The sequence below is a fragment of the Pasteurella oralis genome, assembly GCF_002850605.1.
GTDB classification, from domain to species: Bacteria; Pseudomonadota; Gammaproteobacteria; order Enterobacterales; family Pasteurellaceae; genus Pasteurella; species Pasteurella oralis.
Genome location: NZ_NXGB01000007.1, coordinates 1 through 22,521, shown reverse-complemented (window position 1 = coordinate 22,521; position 22,521 = coordinate 1). Strand labels below are relative to the sequence as shown.

Annotated in this window: 29 protein-coding genes; 22 read left to right on the top strand and 7 right to left on the bottom strand. The window is 35.5% G+C overall.

The window, feature by feature from the left end:
- Positions 1–23: 23 nt before the first annotated feature.
- The 19 genes from C0975_RS08970 (at position 24) to C0975_RS08875 (ending at position 16,131) form a co-directional block, all read left to right on the top strand.
- Positions 24–275 (top strand): hypothetical protein, encoded by a 252-nt coding sequence (locus tag C0975_RS08970; protein WP_101776047.1) that lies wholly within the window; start codon positions 24–26, stop codon positions 273–275.
- A 302-nt stretch (positions 276–577) separates the two neighbouring features.
- Entirely contained in the window at positions 578–1,222 is a 645-nt protein-coding gene (gene pilL2 / locus C0975_RS08965; protein WP_101776046.1) for a PFGI-1 class ICE element type IV pilus protein PilL2, read from the top strand.
- Between the two features lie 9 nt (positions 1,223–1,231).
- Positions 1,232–1,957 (top strand): TIGR03759 family integrating conjugative element protein, encoded by a 726-nt coding sequence (locus C0975_RS08960; protein WP_101776045.1) that lies wholly within the window; start codon positions 1,232–1,234, stop codon positions 1,955–1,957.
- Entirely contained in the window at positions 1,936–2,580 is a 645-nt protein-coding gene (locus tag C0975_RS08955) for a lysozyme family protein (protein ID WP_101776044.1), read from the top strand. The genes C0975_RS08960 and C0975_RS08955 overlap by 22 nt, the downstream gene beginning before the upstream one ends.
- Before the next feature lie 32 nt (positions 2,581–2,612).
- Positions 2,613–3,140: an integrating conjugative element protein gene (locus tag C0975_RS08950; protein ID WP_101776043.1), complete on the top strand. Its 528-nt coding sequence runs from the start codon at positions 2,613–2,615 to the stop codon at positions 3,138–3,140.
- A complete protein-coding gene (gene traD / locus C0975_RS08945) occupies positions 3,137–5,293 on the top strand; it encodes a type IV conjugative transfer system coupling protein TraD (RefSeq protein ID WP_101776042.1) in 2,157 nt (718 codons plus the stop codon). The genes C0975_RS08950 and traD overlap by 4 nt, the downstream gene beginning before the upstream one ends.
- Positions 5,271–5,618, top strand: coding sequence for a hypothetical protein (locus C0975_RS08940; protein WP_101776041.1), 348 nt, complete (start codon positions 5,271–5,273; stop codon positions 5,616–5,618). The genes traD and C0975_RS08940 overlap by 23 nt, the downstream gene beginning before the upstream one ends.
- Entirely contained in the window at positions 5,618–6,301 is a 684-nt protein-coding gene (locus tag C0975_RS08935) for a TIGR03747 family integrating conjugative element membrane protein (protein WP_101776040.1), read from the top strand. The genes C0975_RS08940 and C0975_RS08935 overlap by 1 nt, the downstream gene beginning before the upstream one ends.
- A 125-nt stretch (positions 6,302–6,426) precedes the next feature.
- Positions 6,427–6,750 carry an integrative conjugative element protein, RAQPRD family gene (locus C0975_RS08930; protein ID WP_245853355.1) on the top strand — a complete coding sequence of 108 codons (324 nt, stop codon included), beginning with the start codon at positions 6,427–6,429 and terminating at the stop codon, positions 6,748–6,750.
- Complete coding sequence (locus tag C0975_RS08925; protein ID WP_101776039.1) at positions 6,750–6,980, top strand: DUF3262 family protein; 231 nt, start codon at positions 6,750–6,752, stop codon at positions 6,978–6,980. Before C0975_RS08930 ends, C0975_RS08925 begins: the two co-directional genes overlap by 1 nt.
- A 38-nt stretch (positions 6,981–7,018) precedes the next feature.
- Positions 7,019–7,381: a TIGR03745 family integrating conjugative element membrane protein gene (locus tag C0975_RS08920; protein ID WP_101776038.1), complete on the top strand. Its 363-nt coding sequence runs from the start codon at positions 7,019–7,021 to the stop codon at positions 7,379–7,381.
- 12 nt (positions 7,382–7,393) lie between these two features.
- On the top strand, positions 7,394–7,768 hold the full coding sequence (locus C0975_RS08915) for a TIGR03750 family conjugal transfer protein (RefSeq protein WP_101776037.1): 375 nt from the start codon (positions 7,394–7,396) through the stop codon (positions 7,766–7,768).
- Positions 7,768–8,397 (top strand): PFL_4703 family integrating conjugative element protein, encoded by a 630-nt coding sequence (locus C0975_RS08910; RefSeq protein ID WP_101776036.1) that lies wholly within the window; start codon positions 7,768–7,770, stop codon positions 8,395–8,397. Before C0975_RS08915 ends, C0975_RS08910 begins: the two co-directional genes overlap by 1 nt.
- A 19-nt stretch (positions 8,398–8,416) precedes the next feature.
- Complete coding sequence (locus tag C0975_RS08905) at positions 8,417–9,298, top strand: TIGR03749 family integrating conjugative element protein (RefSeq protein ID WP_101776035.1); 882 nt, start codon at positions 8,417–8,419, stop codon at positions 9,296–9,298.
- Entirely contained in the window at positions 9,298–10,695 is a 1,398-nt protein-coding gene (locus tag C0975_RS08900; protein WP_101776034.1) for a TIGR03752 family integrating conjugative element protein, read from the top strand. The genes C0975_RS08905 and C0975_RS08900 overlap by 1 nt, the downstream gene beginning before the upstream one ends.
- Before the next feature lie 16 nt (positions 10,696–10,711).
- Positions 10,712–11,116: a TIGR03751 family conjugal transfer lipoprotein gene (locus tag C0975_RS08895; protein ID WP_101776033.1), complete on the top strand. Its 405-nt coding sequence runs from the start codon at positions 10,712–10,714 to the stop codon at positions 11,114–11,116.
- Between the two features lie 39 nt (positions 11,117–11,155).
- Positions 11,156–13,954, top strand: coding sequence for a conjugative transfer ATPase (locus tag C0975_RS08890; RefSeq protein WP_245853353.1), 2,799 nt, complete (start codon positions 11,156–11,158; stop codon positions 13,952–13,954).
- Positions 13,944–14,303 carry a hypothetical protein gene (locus tag C0975_RS08885; RefSeq protein ID WP_101776031.1) on the top strand — a complete coding sequence of 120 codons (360 nt, stop codon included), beginning with the start codon at positions 13,944–13,946 and terminating at the stop codon, positions 14,301–14,303. Before C0975_RS08890 ends, C0975_RS08885 begins: the two co-directional genes overlap by 11 nt.
- Before the next feature lie 313 nt (positions 14,304–14,616).
- Positions 14,617–16,131: a conjugal transfer protein TraG N-terminal domain-containing protein gene (locus C0975_RS08875; protein ID WP_101776029.1), complete on the top strand. Its 1,515-nt coding sequence runs from the start codon at positions 14,617–14,619 to the stop codon at positions 16,129–16,131.
- Between the two features lie 39 nt (positions 16,132–16,170).
- Here C0975_RS08875 and C0975_RS08870 read toward each other — a convergent pair whose 3' ends face one another.
- The 7 genes from C0975_RS08870 to C0975_RS08840 all read right to left on the bottom strand — a co-directional run bounded on the left by C0975_RS08870 (position 16,171) and on the right by C0975_RS08840 (position 21,166).
- Complete coding sequence (locus C0975_RS08870) at positions 16,171–16,395, bottom strand: hypothetical protein (protein WP_101776028.1); 225 nt, start codon at positions 16,393–16,395, stop codon at positions 16,171–16,173.
- A gap of 67 nt (positions 16,396–16,462) precedes the next feature.
- On the bottom strand, positions 16,463–16,972 hold the full coding sequence (locus tag C0975_RS08865; RefSeq protein WP_101776027.1) for a GNAT family N-acetyltransferase: 510 nt from the start codon (positions 16,970–16,972) through the stop codon (positions 16,463–16,465).
- Positions 16,972–17,241: a type II toxin-antitoxin system TacA family antitoxin gene (locus tag C0975_RS08860; protein WP_245853351.1), complete on the bottom strand. Its 270-nt coding sequence runs from the start codon at positions 17,239–17,241 to the stop codon at positions 16,972–16,974. Before C0975_RS08860 ends, C0975_RS08865 begins: the two co-directional genes overlap by 1 nt.
- 129 nt (positions 17,242–17,370) lie before the next feature.
- Positions 17,371–17,796 (bottom strand): hypothetical protein, encoded by a 426-nt coding sequence (locus tag C0975_RS08855; protein ID WP_101776026.1) that lies wholly within the window; start codon positions 17,794–17,796, stop codon positions 17,371–17,373.
- Between the two features lie 32 nt (positions 17,797–17,828).
- On the bottom strand, positions 17,829–19,787 hold the full coding sequence (locus tag C0975_RS08850; RefSeq protein ID WP_245853349.1) for an integrating conjugative element protein: 1,959 nt from the start codon (positions 19,785–19,787) through the stop codon (positions 17,829–17,831).
- A 12-nt stretch (positions 19,788–19,799) separates the two neighbouring features.
- Positions 19,800–20,741, bottom strand: a complete 942-nt coding sequence (locus C0975_RS08845) for a TIGR03756 family integrating conjugative element protein (RefSeq protein WP_101776025.1) — start codon at positions 20,739–20,741, stop codon at positions 19,800–19,802.
- Between the two features lie 8 nt (positions 20,742–20,749).
- Complete coding sequence (locus C0975_RS08840; RefSeq protein ID WP_101776024.1) at positions 20,750–21,166, bottom strand: TIGR03757 family integrating conjugative element protein; 417 nt, start codon at positions 21,164–21,166, stop codon at positions 20,750–20,752.
- A 352-nt stretch (positions 21,167–21,518) separates the two neighbouring features.
- Here C0975_RS08840 and C0975_RS08835 point away from each other — a divergent pair, with 352 nt between their 5' ends.
- From C0975_RS08835 to C0975_RS08825, 3 genes are all read left to right on the top strand, one after another.
- Positions 21,519–21,872: a hypothetical protein gene (locus C0975_RS08835; RefSeq protein WP_101776023.1), complete on the top strand. Its 354-nt coding sequence runs from the start codon at positions 21,519–21,521 to the stop codon at positions 21,870–21,872.
- A 63-nt stretch (positions 21,873–21,935) separates the two neighbouring features.
- Positions 21,936–22,181 (top strand): hypothetical protein, encoded by a 246-nt coding sequence (locus C0975_RS08830; RefSeq protein ID WP_101776022.1) that lies wholly within the window; start codon positions 21,936–21,938, stop codon positions 22,179–22,181.
- Between the two features lie 159 nt (positions 22,182–22,340).
- On the top strand, positions 22,341–22,521 hold a 181-nt coding region (locus C0975_RS08825; protein ID WP_143485130.1), incomplete at its 3' end, for an ArdC-like ssDNA-binding domain-containing protein.

Sequence of the window (22,521 nt, the reverse complement as noted above, 5' to 3'; positions counted from 1 at the left end):
TTTATAATTTGAAAGGAGCGGTTATGTTGTACGCATTTTTTAAATCAATTAAAGCTAAAATAAAGCTCAAAAATATCCATGCCAATACATGCAAACGCATTGGTGATGACCTACGTAAAGCAGGTACACTTGCTGGAGCAGGTCTGATTGGTATCGTAGTGCCAAATGATGCTATTGATAGAATCGAAGGCTTAATCATCATTGCTTTTGGTTTAATTCTATGGACTTTTGGCCAATTATTTGCTTATATAGCGGATAAAGTAGAGCAAAAATAGCATTTACTGGAGGGCTTATGAATTGGCCACTCATCCTAGTAACAGGATCTATTACATTAGGAATAGGGGGGTTTCTTGGTCTCATCATCTGGGCCAATTGGGATGAATTAACAAAATCACGTTAGTTTATCACTTAAACCTCGACCACCCATCTAAAAGTGCGATCAATTGATCGCACTTTCTCTTTCTCAACTCTCCCCTATTTTTAAATTATTCAAATTCTTAGTCGATTTTATTCTTAAAAAATAAATGAATTTTCTGCATAGTAATTCTGTTTTTCAGCTAAACAGGTAATTATATTTATGAATAAATTGACAGTTATCACTACATTGCTATGCACAACAATATTCACTGGCTGCGCGCACACTCAGAAAGTAACTATTAAAAATGAGGACAATCTCTCATCTATCCTTCCTACTACTGTTGAAATTAGTCCCCCAACAGTCACCAATAATACAGTATCAATGAATGATAATTATCGTATTGTCGATAAAGATATTTATTTAACATCTTATGAAGAATATCCAGAAGTCATTCGATACGGTCGCTATACATTAGTTACAAGTACACCAATTGGCGGCCAAAAATATTTACTCGATCAGTTAGTGAATATCAATATTCCAGTCAATAAAAACAAAAAATACACTTTAAATGTTAAACAGGGAATTAACTATACCCTCAAAGATACAGGTTACATTCTCTGTCAGTCAGCAGACAAAGAAGTACTCACATTATTTGATCGCCAATTACCTAAAGTACACTATAAATTTGGCTCAATGCGTCTAAGAGATGCACTTCAAATGCTCGCAGGTGAAGCATATCAATTGACAGTAAACGACACCCTAAGACAAGTATGTTTTAAAGGACGCACGGTACTACCTCCCCCAGTTGAGCCTAGAACAGTGATCCAATCATCATCAAAAACTGATTATTCTGAACATGAATAGGAACTAAATATGATGAAACGAATAACATTTATCTTATTAGCATCATGCTCACTGACAATTAATGCAGAAAATACACAACAATCCGCTATCACTAATACGATTAATCAACATGTTTTAACGCAAAATACAAATCAACAAAATACTACTGATAGATGGTCAGAATGGGGATTGACACAAGAAGAATGGGCAAAATATGAAGAACTAAAAAAAAGTGCAAGAGGAATATGGAGCCCCAATTTGGACCCTCTCACAATGTTAGGGGTTGAAGCAACAACAAATGCTGAACGTAAACGTTATGCTGAATTACTCGCTAAAAAAGAGTATCAACGCGTAGAAAAAGAATTTGCATTCCAAATCGCATATTCACAAGCTTTTGAAAAGCTCTATCCTGGACTCCTTCCTTTTAAAGTTGGAGACCAAACACAAAAAACCGCTGAAGCTGATCATCTCATTTATTTTACAAAAATAGATTGTAATAGCTGTGATAAAGATCTGGTTCGTTTATTGAATTTTATCAATGATAAAAATGTCGATATTTATCTTATTGATAGTGAAAATAATGATGACAAAATTAGAGATTGGGCTCTAAAAAACAAAATCGATATTGAAAAAGTGAAAAGCAGACAAATTACGCTAAATCACGATCAAGGATACTGGTTCAAATATGCCAAAGGAAAAATACCTGTAGCATTTCAAGTGACTGGAGATGGGCAATGGTTAAAATTTACCTATTAGGATTATTTTATTTACTATTGTTCAGTCAAAACACTAACGCATTTAATGGATTTGACCAAGAAATCGAAAGATATATCACAGAAACCGCAAATACCTATAATGTAAGTGAAAGCATGTTACGTGGTTTAATAAAAATGGAAGATGGCTGGAACGGAAAAATATCGCCAACAGGAGCGGTCGGTGTTGGGCAATTTACAGTTAAAACATGGAATTTTCTCGCGCAAACAAAAGAAGGACATGATATAGGTATGCAATTAGTCACATCTGAAAATCGCAATAAGCCTCATGATCCTCGTCGTAATAAACGTATAAACACATTAGCAATAGGCTTATTAGCCCAATTTCATCTCAAAAAATTTGCAGAACGAAAAATTCAACAAACTGACGAAAACCTCTATATCGCACATAACATCGGTCTAGACGGTCTTTATCGTGCATTGCATGGTAAATCAACAAAAGAAGATATCAGAAATATGCGCCTAAACGGCATGAAGAAAAAAATGTCAGTTAATGATTTTCTCACTTTTCAAAAGCAGCGTTATAACAAAAATAAATTAATCGCTAATGCGCAATCGACTATTTGGATTCAACCCAATATAAATATCGTTTGGATAATACCTTGATTTAACACTCTTTGACATTCGGACCTAAAAATATGTTACTTTTGATTAAAAGCAACCTCAAACTCAGTACGTTATTTCTGTTAAGCACATTATATTGCTTCAATGTTCAAGCAAAACTTCATGTCATCGCAGATCTCGGTGGAGAAAGTGCAGTACGATTCTACGAAAGTATTCAACCAATCCATACTGATGATGCACCTCAGCACCCAGATGCAATTCCTCAAATTCTATCAGAAGAACTCTTACTACCCGTTATTTCGCATAAATGGTCTGTAGGAAAGATTGAGACGAAATCACTTCCCTTGCCTGGTGCTATTCCTCTTTTTTTAATTGGTTACGATCAAACCTCAATACAATGGCTAGAAAAAAATAAAACAAATTTAATAAATATGGGAGCCACAGGTTTAATTATTAACGTTAATACACTTAATGAATTAAATACACTACGCCAAATAGCACAGGGTTTAGAATTAATGCCCGTTGTAGCAGATAGTTTAGCTGATAGATTAGGCATTTTTCATTATCCATTACTAATTACATCTGAAGGACTTTTCCAGTGAGTAATAAACATTTAGTGGAAGCATTATTACGACCACCTGTGGAACTTTATACTACGGCGATATGTACTGTTGCAGGAATATTATGTATTGTTGCACCTTGGGCTATTGCTTTACGACCAACTGTCGGCTATGGCCTTGCAGCAGGCTTTTTTGCTTTAGGAATGAAACGAGGATTTGAAGGATACAAAATTATCCGCTATCAACGAAATTTACGTCGTCTTACTTTCTATGCATTATCAAGTAAACAAATCCCTGTTGGACGTAAATTCCTATTCTTAGGTAAAGGATTTCAATGGGGACAAAAACACACTCAACGTTTACATGATTGCTTCCAACAAAATGCTGAACATTATATTCGACCATCTAAATGGTACGCTTGGGCACGAGAATTTGAAAAGAAACATGAAGAGAGTTGGATTGCAAAATTAACAGTAAAAGACAATTGGTTAAATCCATTTCGCCCCTTGCCACCTGTTGAAGGCATTCCAGCTATACATGGTATTGAGCCTAATGAAGTAAACGTCACGATTCCTACGAGCAGTCGAGTCGGTCACATGTTAGTATTAGGGACGACGCGAGTCGGTAAAACACGTCTTGCTGAACTTTTGATCACACAAGATATTCATCGTGGGCGAACATTTAATGAGCGTGAGGTCGTTATCTTCTTTGACCCTAAAGGTGATGCGGATATTCTAAAAAGAATGTACGCTGAAGCAAAGCGAGCAGGACGCGATAAAGAGTTTTATGTCTTTCATCTAGGTTGGCCTGAAATCTCTGCTCGTTACAACGCTGTAGGCCGCTTTAATAAAATTACTGAAGTCGCATCAAGGATTTCTGGTCAGCTAAGCGGTGCTGGAAATTCTGCCGCATTTAAAGAATTTGCTTGGCGGTTTGTCAACATTATTTCTCGAGCATTAGTTGAATTGGGTTTGCGCCCTAATTATGAACAAATTGCTCGTTATGTACGCAGTATAGATTCACTATTTTTAGAATATGCTAAAGCATTTTTTGATAGAAAAGACAAACAAATTTGGTCAGTGATCGCCGAGGCTGCAACAAGTATTGATCAAAAAAATCTCTCTCTTGCGATGAAAGGACGTAATCAAATGGTTATTGCTGTCGATCAATACATACGAGATAATCAAATTTTCGATCCTGTCTTAGATGGTTTATGTAGTGCTGTACGTTACGATAAGACATATTTTGATAAAATAGTCGCCTCTTTATTACCTCTCCTTGAAAAATTGACTTCTGGAAAAGTCGCAGAATTATTATCACCAAATTACAGTGATATTCTTGATACGCGCCCTATTTTTGACTGGGAAGAAGTTATTCGCAAACGAGGTATTGTATATATTGGTTTAGATGCATTATCTGATCTTACTGTTGCTGCCGCAGTAGGAAATTCCATGTTTGCTGATTTGGTATCAATCGCAGGACATATCTATAAGTTTGGCATCAATGAAGGATTACCCGCACTAGAAAATACACAAAGTAAAATTGCAATTAACGTCCATTGTGATGAATTTAATGAGCTAATTGGTGATGAGTTTATTCCACTTATTAACAAAGGCGGAGGTGCAGGTGTACAAGTAACAGCATATACACAAACCATTTCTGATATAAAAGCACGTATTGGTGATTCAGCCAAAGCAGGACAGATTGTTGGAAACTTTAATTCATTAATTATGCTACGCGTCAAAGAGCAAGCTACAGCCGAAGTATTAACCAAAAATTTACATGAAGTCAGCATTTATGAAGTCATGGCACTTTCAAGTACAACCGATAATAACGACCCCACTTCTGAAAAAGATTTTGGTTCTAATACGGGTGATCGTGTCACTATTAAATCAAAACCAATGCTTTCTCCTGCCGATATTACTAATCTCCCCAAAGGGCAAGCATTTGCCCTAATTGAAGGCAGTCAACTATGGAAAATCAGAATACCACTCCCAATAGAAGATAAAGATGACATGATGCCTTCGTCTTTACAACAACTTGCACAATATATGCAAAATACCTATTCAAGTAGTGAAGTCTGGTGGGAGGGAGTGCATCACTATCAACCAAATAAAGAAGCAGTTGAAGCTTTTGAAGAGCTGACCAAAAATACTATTTTAAAGGAGCATCATGATAACACAACTCATCATTAATATGCCTGATTGTTATATTAATTTATCTCAAGATAGTCCATATTTTTTCTGTTCAAGTCAAGGAGAATGCGACTCAGAACGCTTACAATTTTTCATTGACAACATTTTTCCATATTGGGAAACACATCAATGTTCACTTCATCAACTTGCAGATTATTTACAACAATATGATATTGAATTGTATCAACATACAGACTCTTCCTCTGAATTAGAGAAAGAGAGCTTACCCGCTAACTACTTTGCTTTTTGGATTTCATTTAAAAAACAATTTAAAGGTGAGCTTTTCATACAATGTGAATTACTGTCGCAGGAGCAAGTACAATAATGAGTGGCACCGTTGAGCATACAAATCCCAAACGTAAATCAAGTACACTTTGTAATATTGTAAAAACAGTGATTCTTTCATTATTTTTAAGTATTTTAATAGAGTGGCTTTGCATTACTTTTCTGTGGCCAGAAGAAGGACATTTGCATAGCAAACGCGTAATGCAAGAAGAATTTAGCTGGTTTTCTGCAGAATTCCAATATAGTTTGATTTACAGTTATCCTGTATCATTAGCTGAAAATACGATTACAATCTTATATAACTGGCTTTTCATTAAAACAGGTATTCAGCGTTGGCTGAATAATCCACATCAATCTGAGATCGGTATCTGGTTATTCCATTATATCCGTGCCTATGTTGAATCAACACTTTATGTCATTATTACTTTTGTGATTAGATTATTAATTATTATTTTAACAAGTCCTTTGTTTGTTCTAGCTGCAATTGTTGGATTTATTGATGGCTTAGTACAACGAGATATACGCCGCTTTGGCGTTGGTCGAGAATCCGCATTTAAATACCATCATGCTAAACGAGCTATTTTTCCCACAATGATTCTAGCTTGGATTATTTATCTCTCCATCCCTTTTTCAATCCATCCTAACATTATTTTAATTCCAGCAGCATTACTGTTTGGTTTAACAATCGCATTAACTTCAGCTAATTTCAAAAAATATCTCTAGATTTAAACAGCGAACTACATCAGTTCGCTATTTAAAAATTGTTTCATTTCTTAACACAATTTCCCATTACATTTAAAAACTAATTTTTGCATTATTTCTCAGCAGTAAATATTACGGAGAATTTAATGAAAAACGCCTTTCCCACTCTTTTAATCATGTTCTCACTAGGTATATCTACACTTGCCTATGCTGGAGAACAAGCAGAATTAGAACAAGCTATTCGCCAATTAAAATCTGCACAACAAGCGCTTGTTCGTGCTGAAAATAATGCCCGTTCTTCTGGTATTAAAAATCGTATTTACTTTGACTATGACAAAGCTCATAAAGAAATAGAAACTATTTCAAGTGGTATTTATTTCTACATCAACTCTGATAGAGCCCAACCGCGAGATCCTCGTCAACTTAGTACATTAACTGGTGAATATAATAAACAAAGAGTAAATAAATAATGAGCAAGACAGCCACTCAAGCTTTTGAAATGGGCGCAAGTGCAACTGCAAGTGAAGTCAGTACACTATTTATTAGCCTCTGTTTAGCATTCTTTTTCGTTGTTTTTGCTTACGTTGTTATCCACGCATATGGAGAACTACAGCAAAGTGGGGAGATGAAAAAATTCTTTTTTATTTTAATAAGAATGGCGTTACTAATTGTAATCATCAGTTATTTTCTGCTCAATTAAGTATCTATTGAAACTAAATAAACTAAAAGGATCCACCTATGAATAATATCGTAAAAAAAATGAAATCACTTGGGAAAAATTGCGCTGCACTTATGTTATTTGCCTCGATTCAGGTTAATGAAGCACTAGCAGCATTACCTACTTTAGAGGAACCTACCCGAGGAAAGGGAAAAGGTATCATGGAAACGATTAAAAATCACGCTTATGATGCTGCGATTCTAGGAGGATTACTTCTCTCCGTCTATGGATTTATGAAAGTTGCTTCAGCATTAATTGAAGGCTATGGCGAAGTACAGGCAGGTAAGAAAAAATGGGGAGAGTTGGGAATGGCTGCACTCGTCGGTGCAATCATGCTTGTTGTCATTATTTGGCTATTAACTGAAGCCGCTAAAATTTTATAAGGCATATTTATTATGCAAAAAGAGCATTCATCAGCAACGATTACATTTTTACCTGAGCGGTTAAATCGCTTCCCAACAGTCTATCGAGGCATGACTTTCTATGAATTGATGATAGTTATGATTGTTGGTGCATTAATTGGCAGTGTTGTAGGACTGATTGTAATGCTCTTATTTAATTTAGGCTGGTATAGCATTTTCGCTGCAATGGTTGGCATGAGTATTTTAAGTGTGCGTTTTGGAGGAATTACAATTTCTCGTTTAAAACGTGGAAAACCAGATACATGGCTAGAACGTTATATTGAGTATAAAAAAAATCCCACCAGATTTATTACTCAACAACAATATTGGTCAATAAAACGAACAAATAATCGAAAGGTTTTTAAATAATGAGTAAGTATAAACACGCGTTAACGAGCGAACGCTTTCATATTCAAAGTTTACGCATTGTTATTTTTATTTTAACAGCACTTTGCTTATTTCTAGGTTATGGATGGCATAAAGCACCCGATAATCTGACTATTCATAATCCTCCTGATTTGCGTTCAGGCTCTACTCGTGCCTGGTGGGAAATCCCAACATCGTCTGTTTATTCATTCTCATTTTATATTTTTCAACAGCTCAATCGCTGGCCAACAGATGGGTACACTGATTATAAACGTAATATTGAAGCGTTACGTAATTATTTAACTCCTGCTTGTTATGAGTTTTTTTTAAAAGATTATGAACAGCGAGATTTGTTAGGTGAGCTTCAAGGTCGAGTAAGAGGCGTTTATGAAATACCAGGACGAGGCTTTAGCGAATCACGTGTAAAAGTACACAGTCAAGATAATTGGGATGTCATTTTAGATTTAAGTACAGATGAATATTATAAAGATGATCCCGTAAAACGCGTACTCGTGCGTTACCCAATTAATGTCGTTCGCTACGATGTGAACCCTGAAACCAATCCATGGGGTCTTGCTCTCAATTGTTATAGCAGTATTCCACAGCGTATTGAATTACAAAAGAATCAATAAATTAATAAGCAGGTTTATTATGAAGAAAACATTATTACGTAAACCACTTTTGTGTACTGCACTTTTTTTCTCTACTTTCTCATCTTTTACATACAGTGAAATATTAATGCAATGGAATAGAACACCATTAAAGATTGATTTAAATGTAAATGAAGAACGCATTATCTTTGTAGATAAAAATGTTGCAGTCGGCATCCCATCACATTTAAATAAAAAACTACAAGTACAAAGTACTGGTGGTGCAGTTTATTTAAAAGCACTTGAAACATTTGACTTTAATCGCGTTCAACTTCGAGATGAAACAGGTCAACTGATCTTATTAGACTTACGAAGTAATCAAAATAAGGAAAAACTTGATAATATTCGCATTACATTTGATGAAAGTATTAAAAATAATATTGATGCGCCCTCTCAAGTTTTAGTTTCTGATAGCGAAGAAATAAGCAAATCAAATATAGAAAATAGGCTACCTGCACCAGCTGCACTTACTCGTTATGCAGCACAATCGTTGTATGCGCCATTACGTACTATCGAACCGTTAAATGGTGTACATCGTGTTGCAATGAAATTACCTAAAAATCTACCAACATTATTGCCTAATCTACCAGTAAAAGCGACACCTCTAGAAAGCTGGGGACTGGGTGAATACATCGTGACAGCGATAAAAATTCAAAATAAAGACAACTATAAAATAACGCTTGATCCCCGCTATCTTCAGGGGAAATTCTATTCTGCAACATTTCAACATTCTTGGCTTGGTCCTACAGGAACACTCAAAGATACTACTGCTGTTTATATCGTAACTGAAGGCGATATCAGTAAAGCCATTATTCCTGCTGTACCCCAAAAAGCAGCTGTAATAAAAAAAACAATTTCGAGAAGAAATGAAGGAGAAAAATAATGGCAGTCACAAAATCAAATAGCTTATTAAAATTTGGTGTTCCCTTTGTTATCGGTGGACTTGTATTTATTGGTATCTATGCATTCAAAAGTGTTAAGGTTCAAGAACCATCATCAGAAACCACCTCTACTGAGGTTGTTTATGATTTAACTGAAGAAGAGCAAAAAGAATTAAATTTAACTGCTGGAGATACACCTCACGATACACTAAAAACATTACTTGGTGCAATTAAACAAACTCGCTCTGAAGTACAAGCTGTACGTAAAGAAAATGAATTATTCAAACGTGAAAATGAAACATTAAAACATAATGCAACAGAAGTCGATAAACGGATTGAGGACGCTGTATTACAAAAACAAATTGAACTTGAAAATGATTTTGATAAACGCTTGAATTCAATAGAACAATTTTTTGAAGAACGCTTAGCAAAATTTTCCCCTCAATCACAAACTACTGAAATACCTATCGGTGGCTCTGAAATACCATCAAAAACACAAGAAATAAATTGGGTGATGCCTTCTGATATGCAATACACTGATCAGAATGGACGTCCTGTCAATCCTAATGATCAAAATGCATTGCCTACATTTCCAAACTTATTTAAAGCATTAGATGATTCGCCTTTAGGTAAAGCAAGTACAGAATTACATAAAAATCCTAATAGTTATTCTGAAGATAAACCTAAGCTTAAGCCTTATTACACTATCCCTCAGAATTCAACACTCATGGGCTCTGTTGCCATGACGGCTCTCATTGGTCGAGTACCAATACAAGGGACAGTAACAGATCCATTTCCATTTAAAATTATGATCGGACAAGATAATTTGATGGCAAATGGTATTGAACTACCTGATGTACAAGGTGCAATCGTTTCAGGCACTGCCCAAGGTGATTGGACTCTTTCATGTGTGAAAGGAGAAGTATCAAGTATCACATTTATTTTCAATGATGGACGAGTGCTAAGTTTACCTGGCCAAAATAATAATGCTAAAAGTATTGGCTGGCTATCAAACCCGCAAGGCGTTCCCTGTATTCCAGGAGATCGCAAAACAAACGCACCACAATATTTAACTTCACAATTTCTATTATCTGGTGCAAGTGCTGCCGCTCAAGGGCTCGCCCAAGGTCAAACAACCACTGTTGTTGAAGGTAATACTATTGTCGGTGCAGTAACAGGCAATCAAGGAAAATATATCTTAGGTCAAGCATTAGGTGGCGGTCTTAATGAAACGACAGAATGGCTAAGACAACGCTACGGACAAATGTTTGATGCAATCTATGCCCCGCCAGGGCAAGCTGTTGCTGTACATATTACAACATCTCTTGACATCGATTACGACTTTAATGGCCGTAAAGTGAAATATCATAATAAAAATACATCGAACAAAATGGATTAATCACGAGGATATTAGCATGAAATCATTTTATTTTGTTTTTACATTTATATTCATCTTAACAGGTTGTGCAACATCTCAAGAAAAATTATTACCGACCAGTGATAAAACGATGGCAGATATTTGGAAACAAGGTGGAGGAATGACTAATCACATCATTGAAAGACAAAATACCATACAGCTTGAACGTCCTATTTCAGAAAATAGAACACTTCAATTCGATAATGCCAGTTATACAAGAGATAGTCAAAATGAAGTAAAAAATCTCTTTCCGCGACTACCTAACCCCGATCTTGTTATGTATGTTTTTCCACACCTGACAAATAATATCGAACCTGTACCAATTCCTGGTTACACCACTGTCTTTCCTTTTTACGGCAGAACTCAATATGCACAGCCTGGTGAACGCACACGTCGTTATTAAGTAATATTTGGAGATAACATGAGAAATTTTTTTCCTTTTATGAAAAAAAATAAACCAGAAGCAATCACGAAACATAGTGCATCTGATGAACCGACTTTTCTGAAACGAACAGGAACATATACAGAAAAAGAGCACCTCACACAATATCTACCAAAAGATTCTTTTGTAGATAAACTTCCATGGGTAGAATTTTTAGACGATATACAAGCCATTTTATTGCAAGATGGTCGCTCAGTTGGTGCTATTTTTGAGCTCACTGTAATTGGAACTGAAGGACGATCATCCCAATACTTAGAAAATGTACGCACTCAAGTATGTAATGCCCTTCAAGACAGTTTTGCTGAATTAGACTCTCATCCATGGGTTGTTCAATTTTATTGTCAAGATGACTCTATTCAAGACTATACCGATTTAGTTCGTGATTATATTCGACCACAAGCCCAAGGTACTGAATTTACAGAACAATGGCTCAAAATCATGTCCAAACATTTAAAAGACGTTTCAAAGCAACAAGGCCTTTTTGAAGATAAAGAAGTCACTGGGACGATATGGAGAGGACAACAACGAAGAACTAGAATGGTGATATATCGCTATGTAAGTAAAAATACTACATTTGAACAAGCTATTGATGAACTAAATGCTACTTGCGAGAGTGTGACTAATTCACTATTGGGCGCAGGTGTAAAATCAACAAGACAAACGGGTAAACAAGTACATGAATGGTTATTACGCTGGTTTAATCCCGCTCCAACACTCTACGATGATCCTGAAGATTTCTATCAAACTTGTTGTTATACCCAAAAAACAACAACAAACAAAAATGATCTCTATTTACTCAATGATTTCTCAGAAACATTGTTCGTTAACTCACCACGTTCTGAAGAGGGCTATTGGTTTTTTGATGAACATCCTCATGAAATTATTGTTATTGATTCATTAAGACGTGCCCCGCAAGTAGGGCATTTAACAGGTGAAGTCAAACGCGGTGATTATATTAATGCGCTATTTGATTTACTGCCAGAAGGTAGTGTAATGGTAATGACCGTCGTTGTTTACCCACAAGATTTACTCGAAAATCACATTCAAAGCATCAGTGATAAAGCACTCGGTGATAATACAGAATCAGTCTATGCCAAAAAAGATTGTGAAAAAGTACAAGAATTTTTAAAAGATAAACATAAATTATATCCCTCTTCTCTTGCATTTTATTTAAAAGCACAAAACAAAGATGAACTTCAACGACGTAGTCGAAAATTAAGAACAACGCTTCAATCCACAGGGTTAATCTCGGTTAGAGAAGGTAATGAAATTGCTCCTCTTAGCACTTATTTAAGATGGTTGCCACTATGTTTTGACCCTATGGATGATAAATATCGATTATATACAAAGTTTAATTTTGTACAGCATATCGCAAATTTACTCCCTGTATTCGGGCGTTCAATTGGTACAAGGCATCCAGGCATTACTTATTTTAACAGAGGTGGAGCACCTTTAGATTTTGACCCATTAAACAAAGATGATCGGGCTAAAAGTGGACATTGTTTAATTTTGGGTCCAACTGGGGCTGGAAAGTCAGCAACATTAAATGGAAAAATTGCGCAATTGGTCGCCGTATATCGCCCTCGTTTGTTCATTATTGAGGCTGGCAATTCTTTTGGTTTAATGGCTGAATACGCACAGCGTTATGGTGTCAGTGTAAATCGTATTACATTAAAGCCAGGAGGAGGTATCTCATTACCGCTTTTTGCGGATTGCCACAAATTGATCACTGACCCAGAACTTGCTAAAACTGAGCAAAAACTCAGTGAAGAAGTCGCCAGTGAAGAAAATATTTTAGTAAATACTAACACTATAAATAGAGATGATGAAGATGAAGAAGGAGATGACCAACGTGATATTTTGGGTGAAATGGAAACTATTGCACGCCTAATGATCACAGGTGGAAAAGAGAAAGAAGATGAAAAAATGACTCGTGCAGATGAAGCTATGATACGTAAAGCAATCTTACTTGCTGCACATCGAACATTTACAGAAAATCGTACAACACTCACTCAAGATATACGTGATGCATTTTATGAAATAAGCAAAGATGAATCTCTCCCCTGTCTTCGCCGAGAACGAGCTTATGATATGGGCGATTCAATTGGATTATTCTGCCAACCTGGAAGCTTTGATGCAGAGCTTTTCAATCAAGAAGGTGAAATCTGGCCTGATGCCGATATTACTCTTGTCGATTTAGCAACATTAGCACGTGAAGGTTATGAAGCGCAATTATCTATTGCATATATCTCATTAATTAATCATATCAATTCACTTGGTGAAAAATACCAGTATTCTGGCAGACCGATAGTCAATATTACCGATGAAGCACACATTATTACTGTAAATCAAATGCTTGCTCGCTTTCTTGCTAAAGGTGGAAAAATGTGGCGTAAGTTAGGTATTTGGTTGTGGCTTGCAACACAAAATATGGCTGATTTTCCCAATGATGCGAAAAAATTGTTGTCAATGCTTGAATGGTGGGAACTACTCTATCTTGAAAAAGATGAAGTCGAACAAGTGAGCCGATTTAGACAATTAACGCCAGAGCAAAGTATGCTGGTTTTATCAACTAAAAAGGAAAACAGGAAATATACAGAAGGTGTGGTTCTTGCTTCTAAAATGGAAGCATTATTTCGAGTCGTTCCGCCAAGCCTATATTTAGCGCTTGCAATGACAGAACCCGAGGAAAAGGCGGAAAGATCACAGTTAATGCAAGAGTTTGGAATATCTGAACTTGATGCTGCGATTAAAGTGGCAGAAAACATTGATAAAGCGAGAGGTATTTATGTCAGTTAGATCACAAACGATATTCAAAGTGCCGCCATATCAACAAGATATGAAGCAAATTCAGGCTCGTTTAAGTGACTTTTTTCAAGAAAAAATTGCAAAATTACTCACACAATGCAAAGAAAAGACAGGTCGCTTAACAACATTTCAATACTATCCTTATCGTATCGCTAATGTCAGTTATGTAAACCTAAATTTAACAGGTGAAAGAGGTACATGTACATTAACATTTGTCATTGCAGGTTATACAGAGTTTCCAGAAAAAATACATTTAAGGCGAGAATATGTTTATGTTGTTGATGCAACAGATTGCTACTGGTTAATTAGCGTATTAAAACATGGGTTATTAGAGGTATAACATGCGCATTCTTACAATAATTGGCAATGTCATTGTATTTATTTTTATAGGAACACTTTTAACGCTTGCTACGATACATCTTGCTATTTCATATGATATCAAAAGTGACACTATCACACAGTTTTTTCAACAAACATGGCATTTATGGCTACTATTTCGACTATGTATTTATATCACAATGATGATTGGCTTTTATTTACTCCGTAAAACACACTTAAAAGCTGTCGAAAATAATTCATTTAGGCGACTTATCGCAATTTATATTGTTTTTATCTTTATCATCGAAGTAATCAATTTTTCATAAGGTCTATGTATGAATATATCATTAACTGTTGATAGTTATTATGACTATTTTTTGACATTACTTAGTTGGATCATTAGCAATAATATTTGGGAACTATTAACGCAAACGGGCATATTTGCTATTCCGTTTATCGCGCATATGATATCAACTTTCTTAAAAGTACGAGAACAAGGAGATGATGAAGGAAATAAAGGACGACTTTATGTTAATTGGTTAGAAAATAAGATTTATGTTTCACTATTAGTATTAGTCTTCTGTTGTTTACCTGTTTTCACTGTGTCTTATCAGACATTGACATTTCCTAAACACGATGATGATATTAAAGCCGCGTTAGCATGTGGTAGAACTACATACATTGCCCCTGAAAAAACAGCACTCGGTACAGTATCAACAGAATTGAATGGTAAAAGTGCGCAGTTACCAATTTGGTGGGCGTTTACCTATAGTGTTGGAAAGGGCTTAACACATGGGGCAATTGCATCGTTGCCATGTAAACCCGACTTACGTCAAGTTCGATTTGAGATACAAAATACACAAATCAAAAATCCAGTTTTACGACAAGAAGTAGAAGACTTTGTTGCACAATGTTTTGTTCCTGCGAGAAGTAAAATTAAAAGACAACAGATTGAAATAGATGAGGTCCAAGCGAGAGATTTAGATTGGATTGGCTCAAAACTTTTAGTCAATACGCCAGGCTTTTATGACAATTACCGTTCACAATTACCACGTAGCCAATGGGCATATGATTCTAATCGAGATGCTGGTTTACCAAATACAGGATTTGGCGGTTATCCTTCTTGTCAAGATTGGTGGGTTAATCCAAATGTCGGACTAAAAGCACGGCTACTAGCTCAAGTAGAACCAGAAACGATGACAAAAGTACAAGCTATTTTCAAAAATAAAGGTGACTATCATGATTTAGTTGTAAGAAATCTTGTACGACCTGCTAACCTACAAGTCTCTGATGGCTCCGTTTACAATGGTTATGGGCGAGATCCAATTGCAAATTCGGGTATTCTTTCAGCACCGATTGAAGCAATGAATGCGACTATTGGCATCATCACGACTAGTATTGGTGCAATTTTAACAGGCCCAATGTTCGATACAATTCGACAATCACTACCAATGCTACAAGCGCTTATCAACCTAGTTATTGTAATCGTCACTCCGCTTATTATCATCATTGGAAATTACCAAATAAAAACAGTTATTACCATCACAGTAATCCAATTTGGTACCTTTTTCTTAACCTTCTGGTGGGAATTAGCACGTTGGCTAGATTCTTGGACGATGACAGCACTTTATAGTAGTAGCACACATTCATATTGGAATATGTATGGCGTGCTCAATACTGGAGATGACATTATACTTAATGTTATAAACTCTTTGACTTTCTTGATTTTGCCAGGTCTATGGTTTGGGATGCTTAGCTGGGCTGGTATTACAGGAGGAAAAGTTGCCGCTGGCATAGTTGAGCAAGGAACAAAAGGTGTAGAAAAGACAAATAAAACAAGAAAAATCTAAAATAAACAATGGAGAGAAACAAAAGTTTAAAAATTAAAATTATTGTTTATCTCCATACCCAGTATAACCCCTATATCCAGTATAGCCAGTTTCTTTTATGGAATTTCGATTAGTAAAAAAACTATAAAAAAATATACATACTGCAACACAATACACAAAGCTAAGTACAATAATTTTAGTACCATAGAAAGCTAATCTCGCGTTTCTAGGCATAGTCTCAGGTTTTTTTAAATGCTCTAAAAGTGCAGTCAAATATTCTTTCATACTACCCTCCCTTTTATCCTTATAATACTTTTTATTAAACCATTTTTAAAGTAATTATTCCCTTTAATCAACTCTGTTTCTCAATAAACTCTCTCACTTTTTCCAAAGGAAAAAATAGATGTCTCGTTTCGTTTAAAAAAGGAATAAAGCCAAGTTTACGATAAAAAGCCACAGCTTGTTCATCTTTTGCGTCCACAATTAAAGCATAAGCTGCAATTTCTGAACGAATAACTTTCTTTAACGCATTTCCGACTAAAGCTTGGCCAAGGCCTTTTCCCTGCGCCTGTTTATCAACAGCTAATCTACCAAGTAATACCGCAGGAACACTAGGGTATCTTGGTAACTTTTTTCTCAATGCCTCAGGTAAATTAAGCAAAGGAACACTCATAGAAGCAAGTGTATAATAACCCAACATTTTTTGATTTGAATCAATCACGAGAAAACATGATGAAACATGCTTTTTAACATCTTGTGAAGCTTGTTTTCTTAAATAATTATTTAATTCTTCAGAAGAACATTCAAAATTTTCTCTATCAAACCGCTTATCGAAAGGAACAATCTTGAAAGGTGATGACATTATTCCCCCAATAAGTCTTTACTTAAATGCATCGCTTTTTTCATCTTTTCATTTGGTAATGGCGGATCGATTAATGCATTTGCAAACTGTTGTTGATCTGACATTGTTAAATGAATCATTTTATTTTTTTCTACTGTGTGACGGGCAGCAGATAACGCAGCATTTACAACAAAATCTGTTAAACTACGCCCTTCAATTGCTGCTGCATGTTTTAATAACACATGTACTTCTGGACTTATCCTAGCCTCAAATCTTGCTGTCGCGGCCATAATTCTCTCCTTCATTATTTATGTTTACAAAAACAATTGTACGGATAAATAACATACAAATCAAGATGCTAATAAAAAAGGGTCATTTTTCCAATAACCCTTTGCTATCATATCTTCATTCTCAATATACTAAGGACTAGATCTCATAATACGTGCATTGAAATTTTGGTAAATCTTTTTAGTTGTATCACACTCTAGAGTATCCATTTGATTATCTCTCTCAATATAAAGTTGTGCATCGTTAATAGAATTTGGCGCTTCAGCCTCACCACGTGATTTTATAAATTCAATCGTATAAGCATATCCATTGTTTTTCATTTGTAACGAATGAGTAAGAAAACCTGAACCTGAAGCGATATATGAACTTTCATTTTTAACTACACTTTTGATTGTATTCTTGAAAACTACGCCTTTATACGAAAACTGGTAATCGTTATCAACTTTAGTGACTGTCACAATATTACTATCAGTCAATGTACATGAAAAAATAGTTTCGGCAGCTAAAGTTGAAATAGGAAAAACTGTAACTAAAGCAAATATCATTAATTTACGCATAATAAATCACCTTTATAAATCATCTTTTATTATTAACTCTTACCTAAAATATAATCAGCCTCTTGATTACGACGTTTTGCATTTACGCCTTTGTTATCTTTTTGACGATTTCTTACTGCATCAGCTAGTGCTTTCATATCGCCTGATTGGGCCGATGTCTGTGCAGCTTTGATAACATCTTTTGTCAGTGAACCATAATTGTAAGCATAAGACGTCAACGCTGCTTGTACATTCGGTGATAGCGCATTCCAGGTTGATGGTGATAATTGATTTTTAGCTCTATCAGCAAAAATTTGCGAGCGCCGTATCAAATCACGCTCCGCATCTTCTTTTGTCACAATCGTGTCTTTTGTTACTTTTACAACGGTACCATCTGCTTTAGTAATTGTATCTGAACCATAGCCAGTTCGGTATGCATTAACATCCCAATAAGCTTTAGAACTAAAACCTTCAAAACTTCGTAGTAATCCAGTGGCTTGATCTAACGATGAACCTGCGATTGGTTTAATCTGCTTATATGATCCAGCAGTACTTCCTCCACTTCCAGGAGAATATTTTCCATAAATCCCACTCAAGCCGCCAGTTGAACCAGGAATTGGTAATTTAATGTACTTATCTTTAGCTTTAAATTGCCCTTCATTGCTGTTATCTAATTCATTTTTTTCTTTAGTCACATCACTGAATTTCGCATCATCTCCTGAATTACCTTTTAATGCAATTTGTTGATCAGCTGCACGTTTATTTAAAATCGCAAGAGTTGTATTTCTGTTAAGCTCTTTTTGTAAATCCATTTCCATTTTTACTTGATTGATTTCTCTATCAAGTGCTGTTAAATCACGATTTAACTCTTCCAATGCTTGCGTATTACTTGCTACATGAGGTTCTCGCATTCCTGCTAATAGCATTCTACGAGCAACCAATGCTTTTTCTAACGTTCTAGAAATCGCCACTTCTTGAGATAATCTGGCAGCTAAGAGTGGTGCATCAGGATCTTCTCTTAAAGCTTCAATCAAGCCACGTGTTACGGATACTGTAGTAGAACTAATACTCCCTAATTGTTCCTGAGTAAGCGTCGGAGAATTTAAAACCTGTTCAAAATGCGTCATGACATTAATACTTTCTTGCTCTATTTTCGGTGCTAATCCTGTTCCTGCAACACTTTTTGGCGGTACACCACAGTTCTCACATGTCGAGATAGTCTTATCACCAAGCACATCTCTTACCCAAGTGGCTGCATCTGCTGGCGTTTTCCATTCGGTACACATCATCCCATCACATTGGGTTTCAGGAATAGCGCTTTTTTCAAGTACAGAACGTTCTTGGCTTAAATTGAAACCAGCAGAAATAACATCTTCTAGTAATTTAATAGGCTCTTGTCCTTTTCCACCTTTCTTCTTACCGCCAATCCAAGTTATTCCCTTATCACCATTATCCTCTTCTACACGTTTTTTGGCTTTTTTGGCATCAAACTCTAATGTGACGATATCTTTAAAGTTTTCAAGTTTTGCGCCCTCTACCCATGCATCAGCAAGGCGACCAGACATTTCTTCACAACTGGTTTTTAATAAATCAAAGTCTAGTTTCGCTTGATACAAACCATTTGTTAAAATATCGTAGAGTTGAGGATTGGCTCGCTGAATAATCATTGCAGGTAAGCTTGCAACAGCGCCTGTTGCAGACTGGATAATATTGCTATATAAATCTTTGAAACCTTCAGTAATTCCATTTAATTGATTTTTAATTGTTGTTTTAAAATCAAAATTACCGCACATCAAATTCGCTTTCCAACCTACACCAATTGCAAGCTCATGAGGACGTTTACGAGATGGAGGGGGCATGATTGCAGCTCCTCCCCCAATTTGATAAAACACTCTATCAGATAACACAGTTCCCTGTACATAAGAAGTAGCAGAAATTGGTTGGCTTAAACATATCCCCATTAAAAGCCCTACCGTAACTGCAATGAATTTAAATTTGATTTGTTGTCGCATTTTTAATTTCCTTTAATAATTTCCCCAATCAACACTGCCTAAGAATTTCTGACCTCGCCGTTTACAACAAGAATAAGGACGCCATAATGCCCAGCTATAATTTTCTTGTTCAGAAAGCTTATGAGAATATGTATCTGTAGTAGAGCCATCAGGAAAAATTGAGCAAGATGTTTCCATTTTAGGGCTTAGCATTTGCCATTTATGATTTCTTTTATTTCCTTCTTGAACTGGCTTAGGTGGCCAATAACCATCTCTCTGTTTAGCATTAACTGGAACATAAACATGTAATTGACCATCGCGAGTAATTACATCTGCCGTTCTTTGTACTGTTATTGCTGCCGCTTTATAATCATGATTTTGTGTAACAAACCCAGATCTAGGATAAATATTTCCCCACAAGTCTCCCCCTTTCCTCACCTCTCTCATACCAGGAGTAAGTGCTTCTGGATAAAACATCTCGGGCATTCCATGGTTCCAAGCAAAGTAATCTAAAGCACTTAAAAAATAAGGCAGATAAGGTGTTGTTTGACTTTTACATGAATATCCCATTGAGCTAATCATATTTAGAAATAGCCCGCCAGGATGACCGATAGCCTCAGCATTTTTAAACGTTAATTGAGAATACTTTTGTGTTGGTGAGCGGTAAGCACCACCTTTTGCGCCTTTATTTAAGAAAGCCATTTCAGTCCATGGGCTTTGTTTATCATGGTTATAACTTGATATTACTAATTCAGGAATAAAATGATGTACTTTTGTCGATGTTCTCACTTTGCAACCAAATTGTGTACAAAACAGCCAGTAACAAATACCTACTACTTTGTAATCTGCGCAAGATGCTGAAGCACTTGAACTTAAAATCGTTGCCGTATTAATATTTGCTGAGAATCCAGATATAGAAATGGAAACGAATAGGCTAAATAATGAAACTGATTGAGTAAATTTGAGTGTTTTCATACCTTTCCTCAATTCATGCTCTGTTGGTACTGTTGATAAAGTTGAATTGCATGTTTAATATCAGTAGCACCATAAACAGCATAATGAGAGCTATTATCAAGACTAAATACAATAGCAGGTACTTTTTTAATCCCAATTTGCCATCCTGAAATAACACCGTTATAGCTATACACAAGTGCTTGTTCTGTATTTTTCCATTCTTCAGTATCCATCTTATTTTTAACTTGAATACTCGCTGTCTCTGGATCAATCGATAAATTGACACTTAGCTTTTCTTCAAGTTGTTCAACCGCATCAAGCATATAAATATGATCAGCCAATTGAGCATTTGAAATTGGATAATGTTGAGTGGTATAAACAGAAATTGAATATGCTGTAGCTAATACAGGAAATAAATTAAAAAAAAAGAAAATTAAATAACGCATAACTAAGCTCAAAGAAAATTTTAGTAATATAACGTTAAAAATTTACTGCCTAAAAATAAATAAGAATTCCTATTCAAAAAAAATACAATTAATTCTATTTTTTTTTATAAAATCAACTAAACTAGGTCTTGTTTAAGCTACTATCGTTGATAGTACTTAAAGTTGTAGAAGCCTTGAAATAGCAACGACTCATTACACATGAGTAGGTTTCACTTAATGCCTCTTTGCATTCTGAAAAGAGCTCCCATCTTCGATTATGGGGAATGCACCCTTCACTATACCGGGGAAATACGAAGTCCCTGGGACTCGTCATTTCCTTGTTCCATTTTTACTTTTATATAAGGAGATGAGTATGTCTAATTTTAGTCAATATCCGAAAGAAATAACGGTTGATGGGTTCTTAGGTATAAAAAAGACTTCTTTATTAGAACGTATTGGATTTCATACTGGAAAACTGTTTCTAACAGTTAAATCACGAGCAAAACATAAATATCTTGAGGTATCTCGAGGGTTTAATGAAAGCTTAGATGAAGAAGAACGTCTACATCAAGAAAGTATAAACACTATGCTTGAAGAACAGGCTAACGAATATGAAAGACTTATTAATGTAATAAAACATCGACACATTCTATTGTTGATTGTTGCAATACTAATTAGTTTTATATTAGGCGCTTTATCAATATTTTTAACTACGTTATTTATTTAATTTGTTTCCAGCAGGGAAAATACCCTGCTGAGTGGTATTTCTCTGCATTATAGGAGATATACCATGGCTCTAACTATTGATATAAAATTAATTTGCTTTGAAGATTATCTTTCTCAATACTGGAACAAACAGATTGATAATGAAGTTGCTAGAGCAATTAAAAATGCAGCATTAAAAGCTTGGGTAAATAGATATCCTCACGAAAAAGAAGTTCGTTTTATCTACAAAATGCCTGCTAACAATGGAATTCATTTCCGCTTTTTTACCATTAAACAAAACTCAGAAGGCCGTTTAATCGTTACTCGTTGAGTTTTCCCTTTGGGAACATACCTCCAGGATATGTTCCTTATAACTAAGATAAGATTAGCAAAATTGAATTCATTGCTTAAAATTATACACTTCACTCTCATTGGAGAATACATTTTCCAATGAGTAAATGTGTTCTCTATTTCTATCGGAGAACACACTATGACTTCTCAACTTAAACTTGATCTTTACCAAAACGTTACTAACCGAATTATTGCTGAACTTGAACGAGGAACAGCCCCATGGCTGAAACCTTGGAATACACCTGAATACGACCTTTCATTGCCTACAAATGCATTTTCTGGGCGTACTTATTCTGGTGTCAATATCTTATTACTTTGGA